Genomic DNA, 18,839 nt, shown 5'->3' with positions numbered 1-18,839 from the left:
CGCTGTCCGGCACGCTTCTGCTCGCCATTGCGGCGTCCGGCATTCACTTCGCCGCCGCCCGCCGCCCATAGCTTCGACTCGATCACGCCCGGCCGCGCCCGCTCCCCGGTGGCGCCCCTGCCCAAGCGAGTCGACTCATGCCTGCACACCCGGACGTCAGCGTCGTCATCCCCACGTGCAACCGCCCGGACCTGGCCGTCCGCGCGGTCCGCAGTGCCCTCGCGCAGACGCACGGTGACCTCGAGGTGATCGTCGTCGTTGACGGTCCCGACGACGACACCACCACCGCCCTCGCCGCCGTCGGCGACGACCGGCTGCGCGTCATCGTCCTGCCCCGGCGCGGCCGCGCCCCGCACGCCCGCAATGTCGGCGCCGCCGAGGCCCGCGGCCGGTTCACGGCCCTGCTCGACGACGACGACGAATGGCTGCCCAACAAGATCGAGGCGCAGCTCGCGCTGGCCGCCGGCTCCGGCGCGACCCACCCGGTCGTCGCCACCCGGCTGATCAACCGGACGCCCCGCGCCGACTCGGTCATGCCCCGCCGGCTGCCCGCCGCCGGTGAGCCGCTCAGCGAGTACTTCACCGTCCGGCGTGGCCTCTTCTACGGCGACGGGTTCATCCAGACGTCCACGATCATGGCGCCGACCGACCTGTTCCGGCGGGTGCCGTTCACTGTGGGCCTGCGCCGCCAGCAGGAACTCGACTGGGCGCTGCGGGCCGTCCGCGAGGAGGGTGTGGAACTGCTCTACGCCGAGGAGCCGCTCGTGCTCTGGCACCAGGACGAGGACCGGGACCGGATCAGCCTGCACAACCCGTACGACGAACAGCTCGAATGGCTGCGCGACAACCGTCATCTGTTCACCCCGCGGGCGTACGCCGCCTTCACCCTCAGCGTGATGAGCTCGATGGCCGCGCCCGGCCGGGAGGGCCGCCACTTCCGCGAACTCCTCGCCGAAGCCCGCCGCCACGGCCGCCCCGGCGCCCTCGACTACCTCACCCACCTGCAGATCTGGGCCCTGCCGCCGGCCGTCCGGGCCCGCCTGCGCGACCTGATCGTGGGCCGCCGGGCCGCCGCCGGCGCCGGCACCCCCGCGCCCGAGCCGGTCGATGTCGCCTGACCGGCGGCGGGTGGCCGTCTGGCGCAGCGCGATGCTGCTCGGCTCGGAGACGTTCATCCGCGCCCAAGGCGACGCCCTGACCCGCTGGGAACCGGCCTATCTGGGCGCCACCCGCATCGACTCGCCGCTGTCCCGCCCGGACGACGTGATCGTCTTCCCGGACGGCCCGGCCGGCCGCCGCGAGTTCCTCGGCCTGCGGCTCGGCGGCACCTCACCACGCCTGCGGGCGGTCCTCGCCCGGGTCCGCCCGGAACTGGTGCACGCCCACTTCGGTGGCGACGGCTGGCTGATCAGCCGAACCGCCCGGCAGCTCGGCATCCCGCTGATCGTCACCGTCCACGGCCACGACGTGACCCGGCAGCCGCAGAGCACCGGCCTGCACGGACTCCGCTACCGACGCAACCTGCGCGCCGTCTTCGACAGGTCCGCCCTGATCATCGCCGTCTCCGAGGTGATCCGCGGCCGCGCCGAGGCGTGCGGCGCCGACCCGGCCCGGTTGCGCGTCCACTACACAGGCGTGACCGTCCCGCCGTCGGTGCCGGTCGTGCCGAAACGCTGGGACGTCACGTTCGTCGGCCGTCTCGTGGCCAAGAAGGGCGTCGACGACCTGCTCACCGCCCTGTCCCTGGTCGACACCCCACGCCCGCGCGCGTTGCTCATCGGCGACGGCCCGCTCCTGACCGAGATGCGCACGCTCGCTTCCCGGCTCCGCGTCGACGCCACCTTCGTCGGCGCCCAGCCACCCGAGTCGGTCCAGCGGCACCTCGCCGAGTCCCGGATGCTCGCCGCCCCCTCCAAGACCGCCCCCGACGGCGACACCGAAGGCCTGCCCACCACCATCCTGGAGGCCGCCGCCCTGGGCCTGCCGGTGGTCGCGACCAGACACAGCGGCATCCCGGAGGCGGTCCGGCACGAACGAACCGGCCTGCTCACCCCGGAAGCCGACCCACCCGCCCTGGCCGCTTCGATGTCCCGCCTGCTCGGCGACGCTGAGCTGCGCCACCGGATGGGCACACAAGCCCGCGAACACGTGAGCGCCCACTTCAACCTGGACGCCCAAACCGCCCGCCTGGAGTCCCTCTACGACGAGGCCGCCGTCCTCATCACCCACCCCCGGTAGCCGAGGCCCCGACACCCGCCCGACGCGTCCCGCCACCGTCACTGAAGCCCGCCGCCCCGTCACTCGGCCGCCGTGTCCCGGCCACCGTCACTGAAGCCCGCCGCCCCGTTTCCGGCCACCGTTTCCGGCCACCGTTTCCGGCCACCGTTTCCGGCCACCGTTTCCGGCCACCGTTACTGAAGGCCGCCGCCCCGTTTCCGGCCGCCGTGTCCCGCCACCGTCAGTGCAAGGCCGCGGCCCGTCTCCGGTCGCCGATTCCGGCCCGACTCCACCCTCGTGGATCTTGCACGATCGTCCACCCTCGACTTTCGTACTTTCTGGTTCCCCTTCGCCGCACGCGGTGTTCCGGCGTCGGCGAGGCCCGTCATCCCGCATCTCATCCACCGGCTGGGGCAGGCCTGAACCGTGCACCACAAGATCTACTTTCGCGTGGGTGCGGGGCTGGGTGCGACGGCGCGGTCTCCATGGGGTTGCGCGGCCGGGCTCGTGGAGGTTGCTGCGACGACGGGAGCACACGTTGGCGTTACGTGTGCCGACGTCTTCGCTGGGACGTGGATGAACGCACGCGATCGGCCCAGCGCGTGCGCCTACCTTTGTCGGGGCGACGATGAGCGATCACGATCGGCCAACGTGTGCGCTGACCACCGCCACCGCCACCGCCACCGCCATCGCCGGAACAGGGAACGCGGACGAGTCCTTGCCGGCGGATCCTGCCGCAGCGATGGATCTTGCGTCACTGTTGGCCGGCATGCAGTCGCAATACCGCCGGGGCTGAAGTCCGCGACCGGTGTGATCTGCGGATGCGGGGCCGGGCAGCGGTTCACAAGTGCGAAAGTCGAGTCCACCCGCGTTGTCCGGGAACTGCTCCACCCGCGCTGCCCCGGAACCGCGCCACCCCATGCTGTCCAGGAGCTCCGTCGCCCCACGCTGTCCAGGAACTCTGTCGCCCCGCGCTGTCCAGGAGCTCCGTCGCCCCATGCTGTCCAGGAGCTCTGTCGCCCCGCGCTGTCCAGGAGCTCCGTCGCCCCATGCTGTCCAGGAGCTCTGTCGCCCCGCGCTGTCCAGGAGCTCCGTCGCCCCATGCTGTCCAGGAGCTCTGTCGCCCCGCGCTGTCCAGGAACCGCGCCGTCCATGGTGTCCAGCAACTCCGCCGAATCCTCGTGGATCTTGCAAGATTCTCCAGGCTTGTCGCGATCTTGCATGGTTCTTCACGTCTGGGCATGGTCTGTCGTGCAAGATCCACTGCGTCGGGGAGACCTTGCAGCTTTCTTCCCGTCGGGACGTGGAAAGGGCTGCAAGATCGGCGCGAGGGTGGGAATTCGTGCAAGATCCGCTGGGCGAGGCAAGGGCGGCGGCCCCGGTTGTGGCTCGGTGCCGGCCGTGGCTCAGGCGTCCTTGGGCCCGTCGAAAAACAACCCGTCGGTTTCCGATTTGTCGCGTGCCACCCGTGGCAACTGGCGTTCCTGCTGCTCGGAGCAGCCGCGCCAAGCAGCCTGCCCGGAGTCCGCGGCGTGAACTGCTGCTGAAAATCAGCGAGTTGTTCTTCGACGAGCCCTTCCGGGTCTGGAGTGTCCGCTCTGACTGACAACGGGCGGGCGACGACGGCCGACGGCCGATCAATGCCACTTAGCGTAAGTTGATCTTGCGCGGGCGCACTTCGGGTTCCAGGGGCTTGACCTGCACACATGCGGTTGCGGCATGAATTGTGGCCGGGCCGGACGCCGACGGCACTCGCCGAGGACCTGCAGGTCATAGCCTTGATCAACTTAAGCTAAGTGGCATTGACGGCCGATGGCCGACGACGGCCGACGGCCGATGGGCGGCGACTGCCGACTGCCGATGGCCGATGGGCGACGACGGTCGATGGGCGATGACGGTCGGCGGTGGGTGGGTTTGGGGTCAGCGGAGGCGGCGTAGGGCGGCTGTGGCCAGGTGTTTTCCTCGGCGTACACCGCCCAGGACGACGGTTGCCGCACGGCCGCCGGTCGTCGCCTTCAGCACGGTGATGATCTTGTGGGCTCGGGACAGGTCCGATTGCAGGGCGGCGGTCCTCTGCTCGTACCACAGCAATTGCGCCTTGGCCTCGGCCAACTGCTCAGCGAGACGGTCGTGGGAGGCGGTGAGCTCCCGCAACGTCGACGGGGTCGGCCTCGGCGCCGGAGCCGGGTCCACCGGAAGGCCCGACATGGCCGCCAGCAGCGAGTCCGTGCCCTCGGCGGGCCACCGGTGGGCCAGGCCCTCGTCGTGCAGGGCGGCCGCGAGCAGCTGAAGCGGCGGCATGCCGTCGTCGGCCGACGCGACAGCCGGGACCAGGGCGCCGTCCGGGGTGCGCAGCAGGGCGTCGGCCGGCAGGGTGGCGTGTGGGCCGGACTGCCAGGTGGTCAGCATGGCGCGGAACTCCGGCTGGTCGCCGGAACGGGCGGCGGCCAGCAGGGCGTCGTGGAGACAGATTCCGGCCGGCGCCGGGCCGAGGGCGGAGACGGTCCAACCCGATGCGGTACGCACCAGCGGCCCCGCGGCGAGCAGCCCGTCCGGCAGGGGCGCCGGATGATGGCCGGGGTAGGCGGCGACCACGATCCAGGCGGGCGCGAGCTCACCGGCCAGCCCGTGACGCAGCAGGCCGGCGGCGAGCGGCCGGAAGTCGGCGAGCAGTGGCCCGGCCGGCAGCCCGGCCCGGCGCAGTGTGGACGTCAGGAACCCGTGCAGGGCGGGTTCGGTCAGCGCGTCCTCGTTGAGCAGCGCCGACGGTGATTCCGGGGACGGGTACGCCGACCAGTCCCGCAGCACGTCGAGCCCGGCCGACCGCAGGTGGGCGCGCAGGGGTTCGAGGCCGGCGGGCCGGGTCGGGTCGGTGGCCGGGTGGTCCGACCAGGCTTCGTCGCCGGGGCCGGTGGCGCCCGCGTAGAGCCGGTGCAACCCGACCGGGTTCGGCACCGACAGCAGCAGCCGCCCGCCGGGGCGCAGCACGGCCAGCAACTGGGCGATCCCGGCCGCCCAGGGCAGGTCGGCGGTCTCGGTGGAGCCGGTACGGTCCAGCCCGTCCAGTGCCACCACGGTGTCGTACGCCGGAACCGCCGCCAGTTTCTCCAGGCTCCCGCAGCAGACCTGCACCCCGGCGCGCCCGGCCCAGCGTCCGGCCAGCGCGTCGGCGTCCGGCACGCCGCGTACCAGCACGGTCACCTGCCGGGCCGGGATGGCGTCGATGAGTTCCGGCTCGTGCGGGCCGACCACGAGCACGTGCCCGTGTGCGGTTGCGGCGAGTTGCCGCAGCACCGCGCCGCGCGCCGGGGATCTGTCGGACCAGTGCGGCATCTCGCCGCCGAGGAGGAGCGCCGTCATGTCTCGGTCCAGTGGAAGAGGTGCCGGAGCTCGGCAGCGGACAGGGTGCGGTCGGCGCCGAGCTCGTCGACGGCGATGGCGTGGGCGGTGGCCGTGTCGATCTTCGGGCCGTGCAGGTCGGCCCACTGCCGGCGGATCCGGTTCCGTCCGCCGAACAGGTCCTGTTCGCCCTGGAGCTGCATCGGATCGCCGTAGACGGCCGGTTCGCAGCCGGCCAGGATGCCGTAGAAGACGGCGGAGCACAGCCGGTTCGACGCGACCCGCCGGTGCCGGCGCTGTTCGGCGAGCTGCCGGGCCAGGAAACCGGGGTCGAGGTCCTTCCACCAGCCGCCCCGGTAGCCGTGGCAGATCACCCGGAACCCGGCCTGCTCGTAGCCGCGGCGGACCCGCGCGGTGCGGTACTCCTGCCAGTAGAGGCAGACGGTGACCGGGCCGGGTTCGGTGTCGCGGATCTCGGCGATCAGCCGGTCGTGGTCACCTTCGACGTGCTGGCCCTCCCAGCCGTGGAACGGGTACCAGATGGTGCCGTCCCGAGGGCCGTCCGGCGAAGGTTCCATCGCGGTCAGGTACGCCCACGGCGCCCCCACCACGTGCACCTGCCGGCGGCCCATCGACCAGGCCCGGCGCCGGGTCCGCTCACTCCAGACGAACGCCGGGATGCCGGGGACGAACTCGTGGTCGGGGGCGAGGCCGTCGCCGATGTTCCACCCGTGCTGGAGATAGCCGTGGATCCGCGGCGGATCGGCGTCGAATCCGCAGTAGCGGGCCAGCACGTAGGAGTGCCCGTAGTAGTGGTTGGCGTGGTGCACGCCCCATCCCACCGTGGACAGGCGTACACCACGCAAACAGCAGGAGATCAGCCGGTGACGGCGAACAGGGCGGCGGCGTACGCCTTGTGGCCCTCCGGAGTCGGGTGGTACGACTCGGACAGGTTGTCCCGCAGCCCGTGGATCCACGGCTCCTTGGTGCACGCCTCGTGCCCCTCGAACGCCTTGCGCACGTCGACGAAGGTGAACCCGGCCGCGGTGACCCGGCCCTTGATCACCTCGTCGAGCGAGTCGGCGCCGTCGTTGAGGGCCGTGCGCCGTGCGTCGCTGAGCGCGTCACAGGACACTCCGGCGGCGCCCGGGGCGGCCACCAGGTGCGGGTACCCGGTGACGAACACCTTCGCGTTCGGCGCCGCCTCCTTGATCATCTGGTAGAGCGCGTCCAGCTCGGCAGGCAGGTTGCTCTCCACCGCGGTGACCGCGGTGGAGACCGACGTCTTGCAGGTCTCGTCGGTGCCCAGCAGGCACGTCTGGAGCGACTTGGTCCAGCCGGCGTCGTTGCCGCCGACGGTCAGGGTCACCCACCCGGTGTTCTCGTTCAGCGCCCGGAGCTGCTCGAACCGGACATCGTTGATCTTCGCCCCGGCGCAGGTGGCGTCGGTGATGGTGCCGAACGAGGCGACCGTGCGCAGGGCGGCCCACAGGTGCGGGTAGCCGCCGTCCTTGCTCTGCACACAGTCGGGTTTGTCCCCGTAGTTCCCGGCGCCGAGACCGGCCGCGTACGAGTCGCCGAGCGCCACGAAATCACGGGCTTCCACGGCTTTCGTGGCGGCCTCCTCGGCGCCGCTACAGGCCGTGAGGGCGGTCAGCACCGCCACGGTGGTCGCGACCGGTATCCAGCGTCGCTTCAAGGCAACTCCTTAACGAAAGATAGATCCCGTGAATAATGCATGACGGCCGCGGTCCGGCATACTGCTGACCTGTGACGACTCGCGAACCCCGCCTGGAGATCGAGTACTGCACGCAGTGCCGCTGGCTGATGCGCGCGGCCTGGACGGCGCAGGAGCTGCTCACCACGTTCACCACCGACCTGGGCGAGGTGGCCCTGGTCCCGGGGATCGGTGGGGTGTTCGAGGTGCGGCTCGGCGAGGAGACCCTGTGGTCACGCAAGGCCGAGGGCGGCTTCCCCGAGCTGGCCCACCTCAAGCGCCTGGTCCGTGACCGGATCGCCCCGGGTCGATCACTGGGGCACAGCGACGGGCACAAGCCCGGCGAGCCGGCCGGGAGTAGGGCAGAGTCGGACGGGTGATGTCCCGCTGGACGATCCACGTCCCACTGCTGGCCCTGCTCACTCTGATCGCGACCTTCGGCCGGGACCTGCCGGTGGCGGTGGTGGCCGTGGTGTCGCTGCTGCTGGCGGGCGCGGTGCTGGCCGCCGTGCACCACGCCGAGGTGGTGGCGCACCGGGTCGGGGAGCCGTACGGCTCGCTGATCCTGGCCGTGGCGGTGACCATCATCGAGGTCGCGCTGATCGTGACGCTGATGGTCAGCGGCGGTGAGAAGGCGCAGTCGCTGGCCCGGGACACCGTCTTCGCCGCCGTGATGATCACCTGCAACGGCATCCTCGGCATCTCCCTGCTGGTCGGGGCGCTGCGCAGGCGGTTCGCGGTGTTCAACCCGGAGGGCACCGGCGGCGCGTTCGCCACGGTCACCGCGATCGCCACGCTCAGCCTGGTGCTGCCGACGTTCACCACGAGCCGGCCCGGACCCCAGTTCAGCCCGGCCCAGCTGGCCTTCGCCGCGGTCGTGTCGCTCGGCCTGTACCTGCTGTTCGTGGCAGTGCAGACCCGCCGGCACCGGGACTACTTCCTGCCGATCACCACGGCCGGCGAGGTGATCGACGCCGAGGAGCACGTCGACCCGCCGTCCGCGCGGACCGCCCTGCAGAGCCTCGGCCTGCTGCTGGTCGCCCTGATCGCGGTGGTCGGGCTGGCCAAGGGCGTGTCACCGGCGATCGAGTCGGGAGTGGCCGCCGCCGGGCTGCCGCAGTCCGTCGTCGGCGTGGTGATCGCTCTGCTGGTCCTGCTGCCGGAGACCATCGCCGCGGTCCGGGCCGCCGCCCGCGACCGCATGCAGACCAGCCTCAACCTGGCGCTCGGCTCGGCGATGGCCAGCATCGGCCTGACCATCCCGGCGATCAGCGTCGCCATGATCTGGCTGGAGGGCCCGCTGCTGCTGGGCCTCGGCGGGACCGAGACGGTCCTGCTGGTGCTGACCGTCGCGGTGGGCACGCTGACGATCGTGCCCGGCCGTGCCAACATCCTCCAGGGCGGCCTGCACCTGTCCCTTCTGGCGGTCTTCCTGTTCCTGGCCGCGAGCCCGTGAGCCGTGATCCACGCAGCACGGTAGATTGCTGCCGGTGAACAAACAGGCCCAGGCCGTCGTGCTGTTCCTCTTCGGCGGCGCGATCCTGAAGGCATCGCTCACCGACCTCTACCTGCGCTATGTGCAGGAGGCGCTGCGCCCGTTCCTGATCGCCTCCGGCGCGCTGCTGGTGTTCGCCGCCGCCGCCACCCTCTGGTACGACCTGCGCCGCCGTAAGGACCCGGACGAGGAGCACCACCACCATCACGAGCCGCGGGTCGGCTGGCTGCTCATCCTCCCGGTGCTGGGCCTGCTCCTGATCGCGCCGCCGGCGCTCGGGTCGTACACGGCCGAGCAGACCGGCACCGTGCAGATCGGCGCCGAGTCCGACTATCCGCCCCTGCCGGAGGGCGACCCGGCCACGGTCAGCCTGCTCGACTACGCCTCCCGGGTGATCTACGACGAGGGCCGCAGCCTGACCGGCCGCCGTCTCCAGCTCACCGGCTTCGTGGCGGCCGGCGGCGACGGTGTGCCGATGCTGGCGAGGATCGTGGTGAGCTGCTGCGCCGCCGACGGCCGCCCGATCAAGGTGGGCCTGACCGGCGGCCCGCCGATGGACGTGCCCGCCGGGACCTGGCTCCAGGTCACCGGGACGTACACCGACAAGCGCGGCAAGGACCCGGTCAACCAGGCCGACATCGCGTTCCTCCAGGTGCACGAGTGGCAGCCGGTCAGCCCACCGAAGCAGCAGTACGAATGAGCGCCCGCTCCACGGTGGCCCTCGGGGTCGCCCTGCTCGCGGCCGGCGCCCTGCTCGCCGGTGGCCTGCCCGAGCAGCCTGTCACGCCGGTGACGTCGGCTGCCCGGCCCACGGCCGAGCAGGAGTGGCCCCGGGCGGCCCGCGCCGACCTGCGGGACCTGACCGTCGAGCCGCTGCTGTTCCTGGACGCGACGACAGCGGTCGGCCAGGTGACCGACGGCGACTTCGTACGGCTGCTGGTGGAGAAGGACGGCATCGCCCGCGAGTTGCGCCGCCTGCCGGCCGCCGACGACCCGCGCTTCGAGGCGATGACCGTCTCCGGTGACGAGCTGATCTGGGCCGAGTCGTCGGGCAGCCGCCCGGTGGAGATCTGGGCGGTCCGGCGGGACGGCGGCGACGCCCGGCTGGTCACCGCCGACACCGGCAACACGCTGTTCTACGGCAACCAGTACGACCTGGTGGTCGACGGCGGCCGGGTGCACTGGGTGGCCGGCGAGGGCGACAAGACCACCCAGATCCGGTCGGTGGCGCTGACCGGCGGCAAGGTCGACGTGCGGGAGGAGCCCGGCCGCTGGTCGTTGTCGGCCTGGCCGTGGCTCACCGACGACACCGGCGCGCAGTCCGGCCAGGTCCGGATGCTCCAGATGACGACCCGCCGGGAGTTGCGGGTGCCGTTCTCCGGCGCCGAGTGGGGCATGTGCGCTCCCACCTGGTGCCGGGTGATGGTGATGAACGGCGAGGGCCTGGCCCGGATCGACGTGATGCGCCCGGACGGCGCCGACCGGCGGCGGGTGGCCGGGCCGGGCACCCAGGCCGCGGTCAGTGACGTGGCCGTGCTGGACCGGTTCGAGATCCTCTCCGAACCGGGGCCCGATTTCGACCTGACCGGCACGGCCGGCCTCGTCGTCCACGACCTGACGACGGGCCGGACCGTGACCCTCTCCGCGGCCGCCGACCTGGCCGCCACCAAGGACGGTGTGCTCTGGTGGTCGACCGGCACCCAGGAGACGGCCGTCTGGCACACCCTGGATCTACGAACCGTCTGACGGCCTGCCGCGCAGCGACATCAGGGCGTCCACCACCAGGAAGACGGCCAGCGGGATGCCGAACAGCGGCAGCGCCCAGCCGAGCGCGAAGACCACCGGCACCCCGGCCACGATCGCCCAGGCCGGCAGCCCGAGCCAGGCGCCCCGGGCCGGCGCCGCGCCGACCAGGGCACGGCGGTCGTCGCGGGTCGGCCGCCGCTGCCACCACATCCGGTAGCCCCACAGGATCACCGCGAGCAGGCCGATCGCGAGGGCGGCCAGCAGCAGCTGGTTGACGATGCCGAACAGGATGCCCATGTGCGCCTGCACGCCGAGTTTGGTGAGCTGGGCCAGCACCGGCCAGTCGGCGAAGTCGCTGCGCGCCACGACCGTGGCGGTGGCCGGGTCGACGGCGATCCGGTCCAGGCTGACCGGCCACGTGTTGTCGATGCCGGCGACGGTCCAGGCGGCGCCGCCGGTCTCCGGCAGGCTCAGCTCGACCGGGCCGGACAGGCCGCTGTCGCGGGCCACCTTCAGGACGATGTCGGCCTGGGCCGGGTCGACCGCGACCGGGGCCTCGCTGCCGGCGCCGTGGTGGCCACCGGCCGACGGGGTGGCGCCGGGAACCTCCAGGGCCGGGCGGCGGCCGTCCAGGGCGTCGAGCGCGATCTCGAAGTTGCCACCCGCCCAGCGCGACCAGGTGAGGCCGGTGGCGGCGAGGATGAGCAGGCCGAGGCTGATCCACAGGCCGGTCGCGGCGTGCCAGCCCCGGGTCCGGCGCACGCCTTTCTTCGCCGACAATTCCGGAGCGAGCATCTTGCGTACGCTGCGCCGGCGCCGCCACCACAGGACGATCCCGCCCAGGGTGAGCACCCACAGCCAGCTGGCGGCCAGTTCGGAGTAGTTGCGGCCGAGGTCGCCCAGGTGCAGGTTGCGGTGCAGGTCGTCGAGCCAGGTGGTGACCGGCGTCGAACCCCACCAGGTGGTGAGCTGGCCCTGCACCGCGCCGGTGTGCGGGTCGACGTAGACGGTGTGCTGGTTCTCGCCGAGGTCGGGCTGGGCGAACACCACCCGGGTGGTGCCGTCGCCCTCGGCCGGCTGGACCGCCGCGATCGTGCCGTCCGGGTGTGCGGCCCGGGCCGCAGCGATCTGGCCGGCCAGCGGGAGGACCGGGCCGCTCGTGGTCGCGGCGGTCAGCTTGTCGCCGTACAGGATGCCGTCGAGCTGGGGTGTCGCCGTGTAGAGCAGCCCGGTCACGGCCGCCACCACCAGGAACGGGGCGACCAGCACACCGGCGTAGAAGTGCAGGCGCAGCAGCAGCGCGCCGAACGCGCCGGTGCGGCGGGAACCGCGGGCCGGCGGCGCCGCCGGGGTCACCGGCGCGGTGGTCAGTTCGGGTGTCACGGCCATCGGCTGTCCTCGTCAGGGTGTCGGCGGCGCGGGAGTGCGCCGGCATCCAGGGGGAAACGCAGTCGACGCCCGGGCCTGGCGGCGTCGCACCATTGGTCGCCGCATGTGGCCCCGAAGTTCCCAGTGACTTTTCAGGGACTTGAGATCGATGAGCCGGGAACTACGTCCCGCCGTCCGGCGACTAACGGGCGTCACCGAGCTTGAGGAAGATGATGCTGACTCGTACCGTTCTCGCCGTCGCGGCCGTCACCTGCGCCGTTCTCACCGGCTGTGGCGGCGCCCCGGAAGCGGAGACCGCGACCGCGCAGGCCCCGGCTCAGGCGTCGTCCGCCCCGGCCGCCGCGCTCACCGTGCGTGACCCCTGGGTGAAGGCGGTGGACACCGGGATGACCGCGGCGTTCGGCACGCTGGTCAACAACACCGGCGCGGACGTGACGATCACCGGGGCCACGTCGCCGGCGTCGCCGATCGAGCTGCACACCATGGCCATGGAGGACGGCAAGATGGTGATGAAGCCCAAGGAGGGCGGCTTCACCATCAAGGCCGGCGGCACCCATGAGCTGGGCCCCGGTGGCGACCACCTGATGCTGATGCAGCCGTCTGCGGCGATCCGGCCGGGCGACGAGCTGTCCTTCACGCTGACCCTGTCCGGCGGCGGGACGGTGGCGTTCACCGCGATCGCCAAGCCGTTCGCGGGCGCTCAGGAGAGCTACGCCCCGGGCATGCACGGCATGCCGTCGGCCACGGCGACGGCTTCGGCGGGCGCGCACTCGTGACGCTGCGCAGGCGTGCCCTCCTGGCCGGCGGCGCGGTCGCCGGCCTCGGCGCGGTCGCGGCCTGTTCGTCCGCCACACCGTCGCCGGGCGGCGAACGGGAGGCGATGGTCCCGGCTTCCGATATCGGTACGGGCGTCGTGCCCTTCCACGGCATGCGGCAGGCCGGTGTCACCACCGAACCGCCGGCGCACGCGGTGTTCCTGTCCTTCACCGTGGCCCGGGGAACCGACCGGGCCGCCGTCGGCCGGATGCTGCGGCTGCTCACCGACGACGCGGCCCGCCTGACCCGGGGCGAGCCGGCGCTCGGCGACACCGAGGCGGAGCTGGCCCGGCACCCGTCCCGGCTCACCGTCACGTTCGGGTTCGGCCCCGGGCTGTACCGCGCGGCGGGCCTGAAGTCCCCGGTAACCGACCTGCCGGCGTTCCCCGTCGACCGCCTGGAGGCCAGATGGAGCGGCGGTGACCTGCTGCTCCAGATCTGTGCCGACGACTCGCTGACCGTCACGCACGCCCAGCGGATGCTGATCAAGGACGCCCGGCCGTTCGGCGCGATCCGCTGGGCGCAGCGCGGCTTCCGGCGCAGCGCCGGCGTGCACCCGGCCGGGTTCACCCAGCGCAACGTGCTCGGCCAGCTGGACGGCACGGCGAACCCGCGGGACGCCGCGATGGACACCGCGGTGTGGAACCCGGACGGGTCGACGAGCCTGGTGGTCCGCCGGATCCGGGCCGAGATCGAGACGTGGGACCTGCTCAGCGTCGCCGACAAGGAGAGCGCGGTGGGCCGGCGGATGGTGTCCGGCGCCCCGCTCAGCGGCACCGCCGAGTTCGACGAGCCGGACTTCACGAAACTCGACGACACCGGGCTGCCGGTGATGCCGGACTTCGCGCACGTCACCCGGGCCCGGCAGACCGATCCGCGGCTGAAGATCCTGCGCCGGCCGTACAACTACGACGAGGCTCCGGACGCGCAGGGGCGACCCGACAGCGGGCTGGTGTTCGCGTCGTACCAAGCTGACATCGACCGGCAGTATCTCCCCATCCAGCGGCGTCTCGCCGAGAAGGACCTGTTGAACGAATGGACAACACCGATCGGATCCGCGGTCTTCGCCATTCCTCCGGGCTGCGCCGAGGGCGGCTGGATCGGCGAGCAGGCGTTCGCCTGAGCCGGCCCCTGCTGGCCCTGGCCGCGCTGCTCGCCGTGCTGCTGCCCGGCGTCCCGGCGTGGGCGCACAACGCGCTGGCCGAGGCGAACCCGGCGAAGAACGCCACCCTGAAGAAGTCGCCGTCCGAGGTGAAGCTGCGGTTCCTCCAGAAACTGGACCCGAAGTACACCACGATCACGGTCAGCGACGCCGCCAAGGCGAAGGTGGAGACCTCGGCCCCGAAGGTGGACGGGGCGACCGGCTCGGTGACCTTCGCCGCGCCGCTCACCAACGGCGCCTACACGGTCGCCTACCAGGTGGTCTCCACGGACGGGCACACCGTGAAGGGGTCGTACCAGTTCACCGTGAACGACCCGGCGGCGGTCGAACCCTCGTCGGCCCCGCCGTCACTCCCGGCCACCACCGAGCCGGCGCCCGCGGCGACGACGGCGGCCGCGCCGACGCCGTCCGCGGTAAGCGATCTGGTGGAAAAGTCCGAAGAGTCGTCAAATTCTACGCTGTATGGTCTGATCGCCGGCATCGTGGTCGTCCTCGCCGCCGGCGCCGCTTTCCTGTTCATCCGTCGCCGCAAGGCGTGAAGGGGTCCCCCATGAAGCAGTCCGCGCTGCGGCGCGTCGCCACCATCTCCGCCGTCGCCGCCGTGTTCGTGCTCGGCGTGGCCGGTCCGGCCGCCGCGCACGTGACCGTCAACCCGGGCACGGCCACCCAGGGCGGCTACACGAAGGTGTCGTTCCGGGTGCCCAACGAGAGCGACAGCGAGTCGACCACCAAGCTCGAGGTCAACCTGCCGGTGGAGAGCCCGATCGGGTCGGTGTCGGTCAAGCCGGTGCCGGGCTGGACCGCGGTCGCCGAGAAGTCGAAGCTGGCCACCCCGGTCAAGGTCCACGAGAGTGAGATCACCGAGGCGGTCACCAAGATCACCTGGACCGCGGCGGCCGGCTCGGAGATCAAGCCGGGGACGTTCCAGGAGTTCGACGTGTCGCTCGGCCCGCTGCCGGAGGTCGACCAGCTGATCTTCAAGGCGCTCCAGACGTACTCCGACGGCACCGTGGTCCGCTGGATCGACGAGCCGGCCACCGACGGCACCGAGCCGGAGAGCCCGGCCCCGGTCCTGAAGCTCGCCGCCGCCGGAGCGGCTCCGTCCGCGGCGGCCCCGGCCCCGGCCACCGAGGCGGTCGCCGCCGAGGAGGGCGACACCGGCGACAGCGGCGCGGCCTGGGGCATCGCCGGTCTGGTCGCCGGTCTGGCCGGCCTGATCCTGGGCCTGCTCGCCTACCGCAAGGCCGCGACGGGCCCTACGCCGGCCCCCTGATCACCGCAGTTCGTTGTCGAGGCCGGCCGTGAGGCCGGCCTCGACGTCGTCCGGGGCCCGCATCCGCCAGGCATCCGTGATCAGCTCCCTCAGCCGTTCGGGTGAGACCTTCTCCAGCCGCAACATCACCAGTGGCAGCCCGTCGTAGCCGGGTGTGGTGAAGAACATGTCGGGCTCGCCGAGCAGCAGAGCCTGTTTCTCCGCTTCGTCGCCGACGAACAGAACCGCCACATCCGTACGGATCACACGCGGTTTTCCGGGTAGACGTTCCGGATATGACCAGACGAATCCCTTCCCGGAGACCCGGAAGTCGAAGCCGTCACTGTCGATCTCCTCGACCTCGGGCAGGCCGAGCGCGACCCGGCGCACGTCATCAGCGTCACTCACGGTGGTCATTCTGCAACATGTCTGTAGACATCTGTGGCAATTGATTGCTTGCCTACTGGTCCAGTAGGCTTCTATTCTCCGATCCAAGAACTAGGAATTCCCCCTCCCACTCCGGCGGTCCGACATGCAGAAGCTCCTCCTCCTAGCCCTGGTCGGGCTGGGTGCTCAGCTCGTCGACGGCAGCCTGGGCATGGCCTACGGCGTCACCTCGACCACGCTCCTCCTGGCGATCGGCACGAACCCGGCGGCCGCCTCGGCCACCGTGCACCTCGCCGAGATCGGCACCACCCTGGTCTCCGGCATCTCGCACTGGCGGTTCGGCAACGTCGACTGGAAGGTCGTCCTCAAGATCGGTGTCCCGGGCGCGATCGGCGCCTTCGCCGGGGCCACCGTGCTCTCCAACATCTCCACCGAGGTCGCCGCGCCGCTGATGGCGGTCATCCTGCTGGTCCTCGGCCTGTACGTGTTCATCCGGTTCACCTTCCAGGGCCTGCCCAAGGGTCAGCTCGGCAAGCCGCTGCGCAAGCGGTTCCTCACCCCGCTCGGCCTGGTCGGCGGTTTCGTCGACGCCACCGGTGGCGGCGGCTGGGGCCCGGTCGGCACCCCGGCGATCCTGGCCAGCGGCCGGCTCGAACCCCGCAAGACGATCGGCTCGATCGACACCAGCGAGTTCCTCGTCGCGATCGCCGCCAGCCTCGGCTTCATCTGGGGCATCGGCAGCGAGAACATCGACTACGGCTGGGTGCTCGCCCTGCTGATCGGTGGCGTCATCGCCGCCCCGCTGGCCGCCTGGCTGGTCCGGCACATCCCGCCGCGCGTCCTCGGCGCTGCGGTCGGCGGTGTGATCATCCTGACCAACACCCGCTCCCTGCTCCGCAGCGACTGGATCGACGCCCCCGACGCCGTCCGCTACGTGTTCTACGGTGTCATCTACGTCGCCTGGGCCGCCGCGATCGTCTACTCGGTGCTCCAGTACCGCAAGCACGCCGCCGAGGACCGCCAGATCATCGCCGAGGCCGAGGGCGCCACCACCGGCGCCACTCCCGACGACAAGGCCACCGCGAACGCCTGAGAAAGCGGCCCGCGGTCCGGAGGCGGCTGCGGCTCGTCGTTGCGGGCCCTCGCCGCGGCCCGGAACTGGCTGCGGGTCGTCGCTGGTGGCCAGAAGTCCGCGGGCTGAATTGAAGTAGATGCCGGGGTCCGCTGCGGACCCCGGCATCGCGCTTCTACGATGCGCCGATGTGGTGGAGGCGAAAGAAGCGCACGTTGCCGGACTTCTGTGAAGATCTGGCCCGGGGTGTCATGGCCCTCGACGAGGACGCGTCGGCGGCGGCGATGCGCGGGATCATCGGCTCCCTCGACGGGGCCGGCCCGGCCGAGCTGACCGAGGGTGTCCGCCGGCTGCTCCCGGCGGTCCAGCAGGTCTCGATCGGCAACGGCGGCCAGCTGGCCCAGGTCGCGGCCGGGCTGATCGAGGCCGGCGCCGACCCGTTCGTGCTGCTGGAGGTGCTGGTCGAGCGGGTGACGGACGGGCTCGAGCAGGCCGCCCGTTTCCCCGTCCTGGTCGACAAGGACGGCGGCGGATTCGACGCGCCGGGCAGCCAGGAGGAGGCCGACGCGCTGATCGACCGGGCCGCCCGGGCCGCCGCTTCGGCCGGGATCTCCCGGGAGGAGGGCATCCGGCTGACCGAGTCGTTCTTCACCATCGACGAGTGGATCCCCAGCCTGCTCCTGCCCCTGCAGCAGAAACGGGTCCGGCAGGCGTTCCCCGGCCGGGAACGACTGGCCGCCGCAGCCGACGCGATGACCGATCACGCGGACGCCGCACCGTGGATGTTCGGGCTGCTCCAGGTGCTCGACGACGAGCCGTTCCTGGTCATCCACCGCCCCACCGGGCGGGCGTACCGTCTGACGGTCAGCGGAGTCGGTGACAACTTCCAGCTGCACACGCTGCTGGCCGCGACCCTGATCGGCGATCCGGCCGAGGGCCTGATCGAAGGCGCCCGGCCCGCACCGGCCTGGATCGCCGCCGCCACCGACGGCCCCGACCTCCAGCCGTCCGGCGGGGTCCGCGGCCAGTTCGAGCTGTTCGGCGCGGACGGCGAGCGGATCTGGGGCGAGGGGCGCCCCGCCGACATCCCGGTGCTCGACGGCCACCGGGTGGTGGTGCTGGACAAGCCGTCCTACGCCCGCTCCTGGAACACCGGCCGCGTCTACCCACTGATGCACCCGGAGATCAGCCTCGACCAGAAGCTGCCCGAGCCCGAGGCGGCCACCTGGCTGAAAAAGATCACCGACCCCGAGGCGGGCCACTGACCGACGTCCACAAGATCGCCGACGGCGCGGCGCGTGGCGGTGGGGGGTCAGTGGTCGGGGGTGCCGGGCGGAGCCATGATCCGTAGGGCGTTGGGGTCCACCGCCACGCGTAGCGGGGTCGCGCCGCACGGTTCGCCGTCGACCTCCACGTGGGCCGGCCGGTCGGTCTCCAGCCACAGCTCGCCCACCGCCAGGAACGGCTGCTCACGCAGTGTCCGCCGGTGCCCGGTGAGCGCGTTGCGGGCGGTCTCGCGGACCAGCTCCAGCTTCGAGGCCCCGCCCACCGGGTACGCCACGAGCAGCCGGTCGTCAGCGTGCGCGTCCGCGGTGATCGGGCGCCCGGCGTGGAACCCGCCGTTGGCCACGTACACCTGGTGGGTGTGGTAGACGATCTCCCGCCCGTCGGCCCGGACCGTGACCTTCAGCGGCCGGTGCCGGGTGAGCAGCCCGAGCGCGGTGATCGGGTAGGCGATCCGCCCGATCACCCGTTTCAGCCGGCTCGGCACGTTGATCATGATTTCGGCGGACAGCCCGGCGCCGACATGGTTGGTGAACGGCATGTCGCCGGCGATGCCCAGGTCCACGTCGATGACCTTGCCGTCGACGAGCGTCGAGACCGCCTCATCGAGATCCGGGAGGATTCCCACCGTACGCGCGAAATTGTTTGTCGTGCCGAGCGGAAGCAGACCGAGAGCCACGTCGCGGTGGGCGAGCACCCGGCCGGCCGTGCTGATCGTGCCGTCGCCGCCGCCGGCGACCAGCAGGTCCGGGTGGTGCGCGAGAGCCGCCGCCAGGGATTTCTCCAGCTCGCCGGGCCGGTCCACGGCATAGGCGCCGAGCAGCTCGAACCCGGCGGCGAGCAGACGGGCGTGCGCGTCGGCGTAGAGCTGCCGCCCGCGCCGCGACCGCGCGTTCACGACGAGCGCCGCCCGCCGTTCGCGCCGGATGTCCTCGGTCAGCTCCTGCTTCGTCCGCACCGGCC

At 72.0% G+C, this 18,839-nt stretch carries 18 protein-coding genes; 12 read left to right on the top strand and 6 right to left on the bottom strand.

Features of this window, described 5'->3' with window-relative positions; all coding sequences use genetic code 11:
- Positions 1-137: 137 nt before the first annotated feature.
- Both AB0E94_RS21200 and AB0E94_RS21195 read left to right on the top strand, forming a co-directional pair.
- On the top strand, positions 138-1,118 hold the full coding sequence (locus tag AB0E94_RS21200; protein WP_360328592.1) for a glycosyltransferase family 2 protein: 981 nt from the start codon (positions 138-140) through the stop codon (positions 1,116-1,118).
- Complete coding sequence (locus tag AB0E94_RS21195; protein WP_360328591.1) at positions 1,108-2,238, top strand: glycosyltransferase; 1,131 nt, start codon at positions 1,108-1,110, stop codon at positions 2,236-2,238. The genes AB0E94_RS21200 and AB0E94_RS21195 overlap by 11 nt, the downstream gene beginning before the upstream one ends.
- Before the next feature lie 1,899 nt (positions 2,239-4,137).
- On the opposite strand, the gene AB0E94_RS21190 is transcribed toward AB0E94_RS21195, so the two are convergent.
- Genes AB0E94_RS21190 through AB0E94_RS21180 form a run of 3 tightly spaced genes read right to left on the bottom strand, consistent with a single transcriptional unit; the run spans position 4,138 to position 7,255 of the window.
- Complete coding sequence (locus tag AB0E94_RS21190) at positions 4,138-5,577, bottom strand: hypothetical protein (protein WP_360328590.1); 1,440 nt, start codon at positions 5,575-5,577, stop codon at positions 4,138-4,140.
- The gene (locus AB0E94_RS21185; RefSeq protein WP_360328588.1) at positions 5,574-6,386 is read right to left on the bottom strand and encodes a hypothetical protein; all 813 of its coding nucleotides are present in this window, start codon (positions 6,384-6,386) and stop codon (positions 5,574-5,576) included. The genes AB0E94_RS21190 and AB0E94_RS21185 overlap by 4 nt, the downstream gene beginning before the upstream one ends.
- Before the next feature lie 47 nt (positions 6,387-6,433).
- Positions 6,434-7,255 carry an SGNH/GDSL hydrolase family protein gene (locus tag AB0E94_RS21180; RefSeq protein WP_360328586.1) on the bottom strand — a complete coding sequence of 274 codons (822 nt, stop codon included), beginning with the start codon at positions 7,253-7,255 and terminating at the stop codon, positions 6,434-6,436.
- A gap of 71 nt (positions 7,256-7,326) precedes the next feature.
- Here AB0E94_RS21180 and AB0E94_RS21175 point away from each other — a divergent pair, with 71 nt between their 5' ends.
- The 4 genes from AB0E94_RS21175 to AB0E94_RS21160 are packed head-to-tail and all read left to right on the top strand — an operon-like array spanning position 7,327 to position 10,514.
- Positions 7,327-7,653, top strand: coding sequence for a SelT/SelW/SelH family protein (locus AB0E94_RS21175; protein WP_360328584.1), 327 nt, complete (start codon positions 7,327-7,329; stop codon positions 7,651-7,653).
- A complete protein-coding gene (locus AB0E94_RS21170; protein WP_360328582.1) occupies positions 7,653-8,729 on the top strand; it encodes an ionic transporter y4hA in 1,077 nt (358 codons plus the stop codon). The genes AB0E94_RS21175 and AB0E94_RS21170 overlap by 1 nt, the downstream gene beginning before the upstream one ends.
- 34 nt (positions 8,730-8,763) lie before the next feature.
- The gene (locus AB0E94_RS21165; RefSeq protein WP_360328580.1) at positions 8,764-9,468 is read left to right on the top strand and encodes a TIGR03943 family protein; all 705 of its coding nucleotides are present in this window, start codon (positions 8,764-8,766) and stop codon (positions 9,466-9,468) included.
- The gene (locus AB0E94_RS21160) at positions 9,465-10,514 is read left to right on the top strand and encodes a hypothetical protein (RefSeq protein WP_360328579.1); all 1,050 of its coding nucleotides are present in this window, start codon (positions 9,465-9,467) and stop codon (positions 10,512-10,514) included. The genes AB0E94_RS21165 and AB0E94_RS21160 overlap by 4 nt, the downstream gene beginning before the upstream one ends.
- Here the strand turns inward: AB0E94_RS21160 and AB0E94_RS21155 are convergent.
- The gene (locus AB0E94_RS21155; RefSeq protein WP_360328577.1) at positions 10,500-11,903 is read right to left on the bottom strand and encodes a PepSY-associated TM helix domain-containing protein; all 1,404 of its coding nucleotides are present in this window, start codon (positions 11,901-11,903) and stop codon (positions 10,500-10,502) included. The genes AB0E94_RS21160 and AB0E94_RS21155 overlap by 15 nt on opposite strands.
- Before the next feature lie 209 nt (positions 11,904-12,112).
- Here AB0E94_RS21155 and AB0E94_RS21150 point away from each other — a divergent pair, with 209 nt between their 5' ends.
- The 4 genes from AB0E94_RS21150 to AB0E94_RS21135 are packed head-to-tail and all read left to right on the top strand — an operon-like array spanning position 12,113 to position 15,154.
- Positions 12,113-12,679, top strand: a complete 567-nt coding sequence (locus AB0E94_RS21150) for a copper chaperone PCu(A)C (protein ID WP_360328575.1) — start codon at positions 12,113-12,115, stop codon at positions 12,677-12,679.
- A 2-nt stretch (positions 12,680-12,681) separates the two neighbouring features.
- The gene (locus AB0E94_RS21145) at positions 12,682-13,842 is read left to right on the top strand and encodes a Dyp-type peroxidase (protein ID WP_360328702.1); all 1,161 of its coding nucleotides are present in this window, start codon (positions 12,682-12,684) and stop codon (positions 13,840-13,842) included.
- Positions 13,755-14,420: a copper resistance CopC family protein gene (locus AB0E94_RS21140; RefSeq protein ID WP_360328573.1), complete on the top strand. Its 666-nt coding sequence runs from the start codon at positions 13,755-13,757 to the stop codon at positions 14,418-14,420. Before AB0E94_RS21145 ends, AB0E94_RS21140 begins: the two co-directional genes overlap by 88 nt.
- Before the next feature lie 11 nt (positions 14,421-14,431).
- Positions 14,432-15,154: a YcnI family protein gene (locus tag AB0E94_RS21135; protein WP_360328571.1), complete on the top strand. Its 723-nt coding sequence runs from the start codon at positions 14,432-14,434 to the stop codon at positions 15,152-15,154.
- Here AB0E94_RS21135 and AB0E94_RS21130 read toward each other — a convergent pair whose 3' ends face one another.
- Positions 15,155-15,541, bottom strand: coding sequence for an MmcQ/YjbR family DNA-binding protein (locus AB0E94_RS21130; RefSeq protein ID WP_360328569.1), 387 nt, complete (start codon positions 15,539-15,541; stop codon positions 15,155-15,157).
- A 124-nt stretch (positions 15,542-15,665) separates the two neighbouring features.
- Between AB0E94_RS21130 and AB0E94_RS21125 the strand changes: the two genes are divergently transcribed.
- Positions 15,666-16,613 carry a sulfite exporter TauE/SafE family protein gene (locus AB0E94_RS21125; RefSeq protein WP_360328568.1) on the top strand — a complete coding sequence of 316 codons (948 nt, stop codon included), beginning with the start codon at positions 15,666-15,668 and terminating at the stop codon, positions 16,611-16,613.
- Between the two features lie 167 nt (positions 16,614-16,780).
- Positions 16,781-17,857, top strand: coding sequence for a hypothetical protein (locus tag AB0E94_RS21120; protein WP_360328566.1), 1,077 nt, complete (start codon positions 16,781-16,783; stop codon positions 17,855-17,857).
- Positions 17,858-17,904: 47 nt separating this feature from the next.
- Here the strand turns inward: AB0E94_RS21120 and AB0E94_RS21115 are convergent, their stop codons facing one another.
- Positions 17,905-18,834, bottom strand: a complete 930-nt coding sequence (locus AB0E94_RS21115; protein WP_360328565.1) for a YegS/Rv2252/BmrU family lipid kinase — start codon at positions 18,832-18,834, stop codon at positions 17,905-17,907.
- Positions 18,835-18,839: the final 5 nt, after the last annotated feature.

Origin of the sequence: Actinoplanes sp. NPDC026670, from assembly GCF_040638175.1 — a bacterium.
Classification (GTDB): Bacteria; Actinomycetota; Actinomycetes; order Mycobacteriales; family Micromonosporaceae; genus Actinoplanes.
The sequence above is the reverse complement of the archived record's forward strand: the minus strand, read 5'-3'. Positions and strand labels throughout refer to the sequence as shown.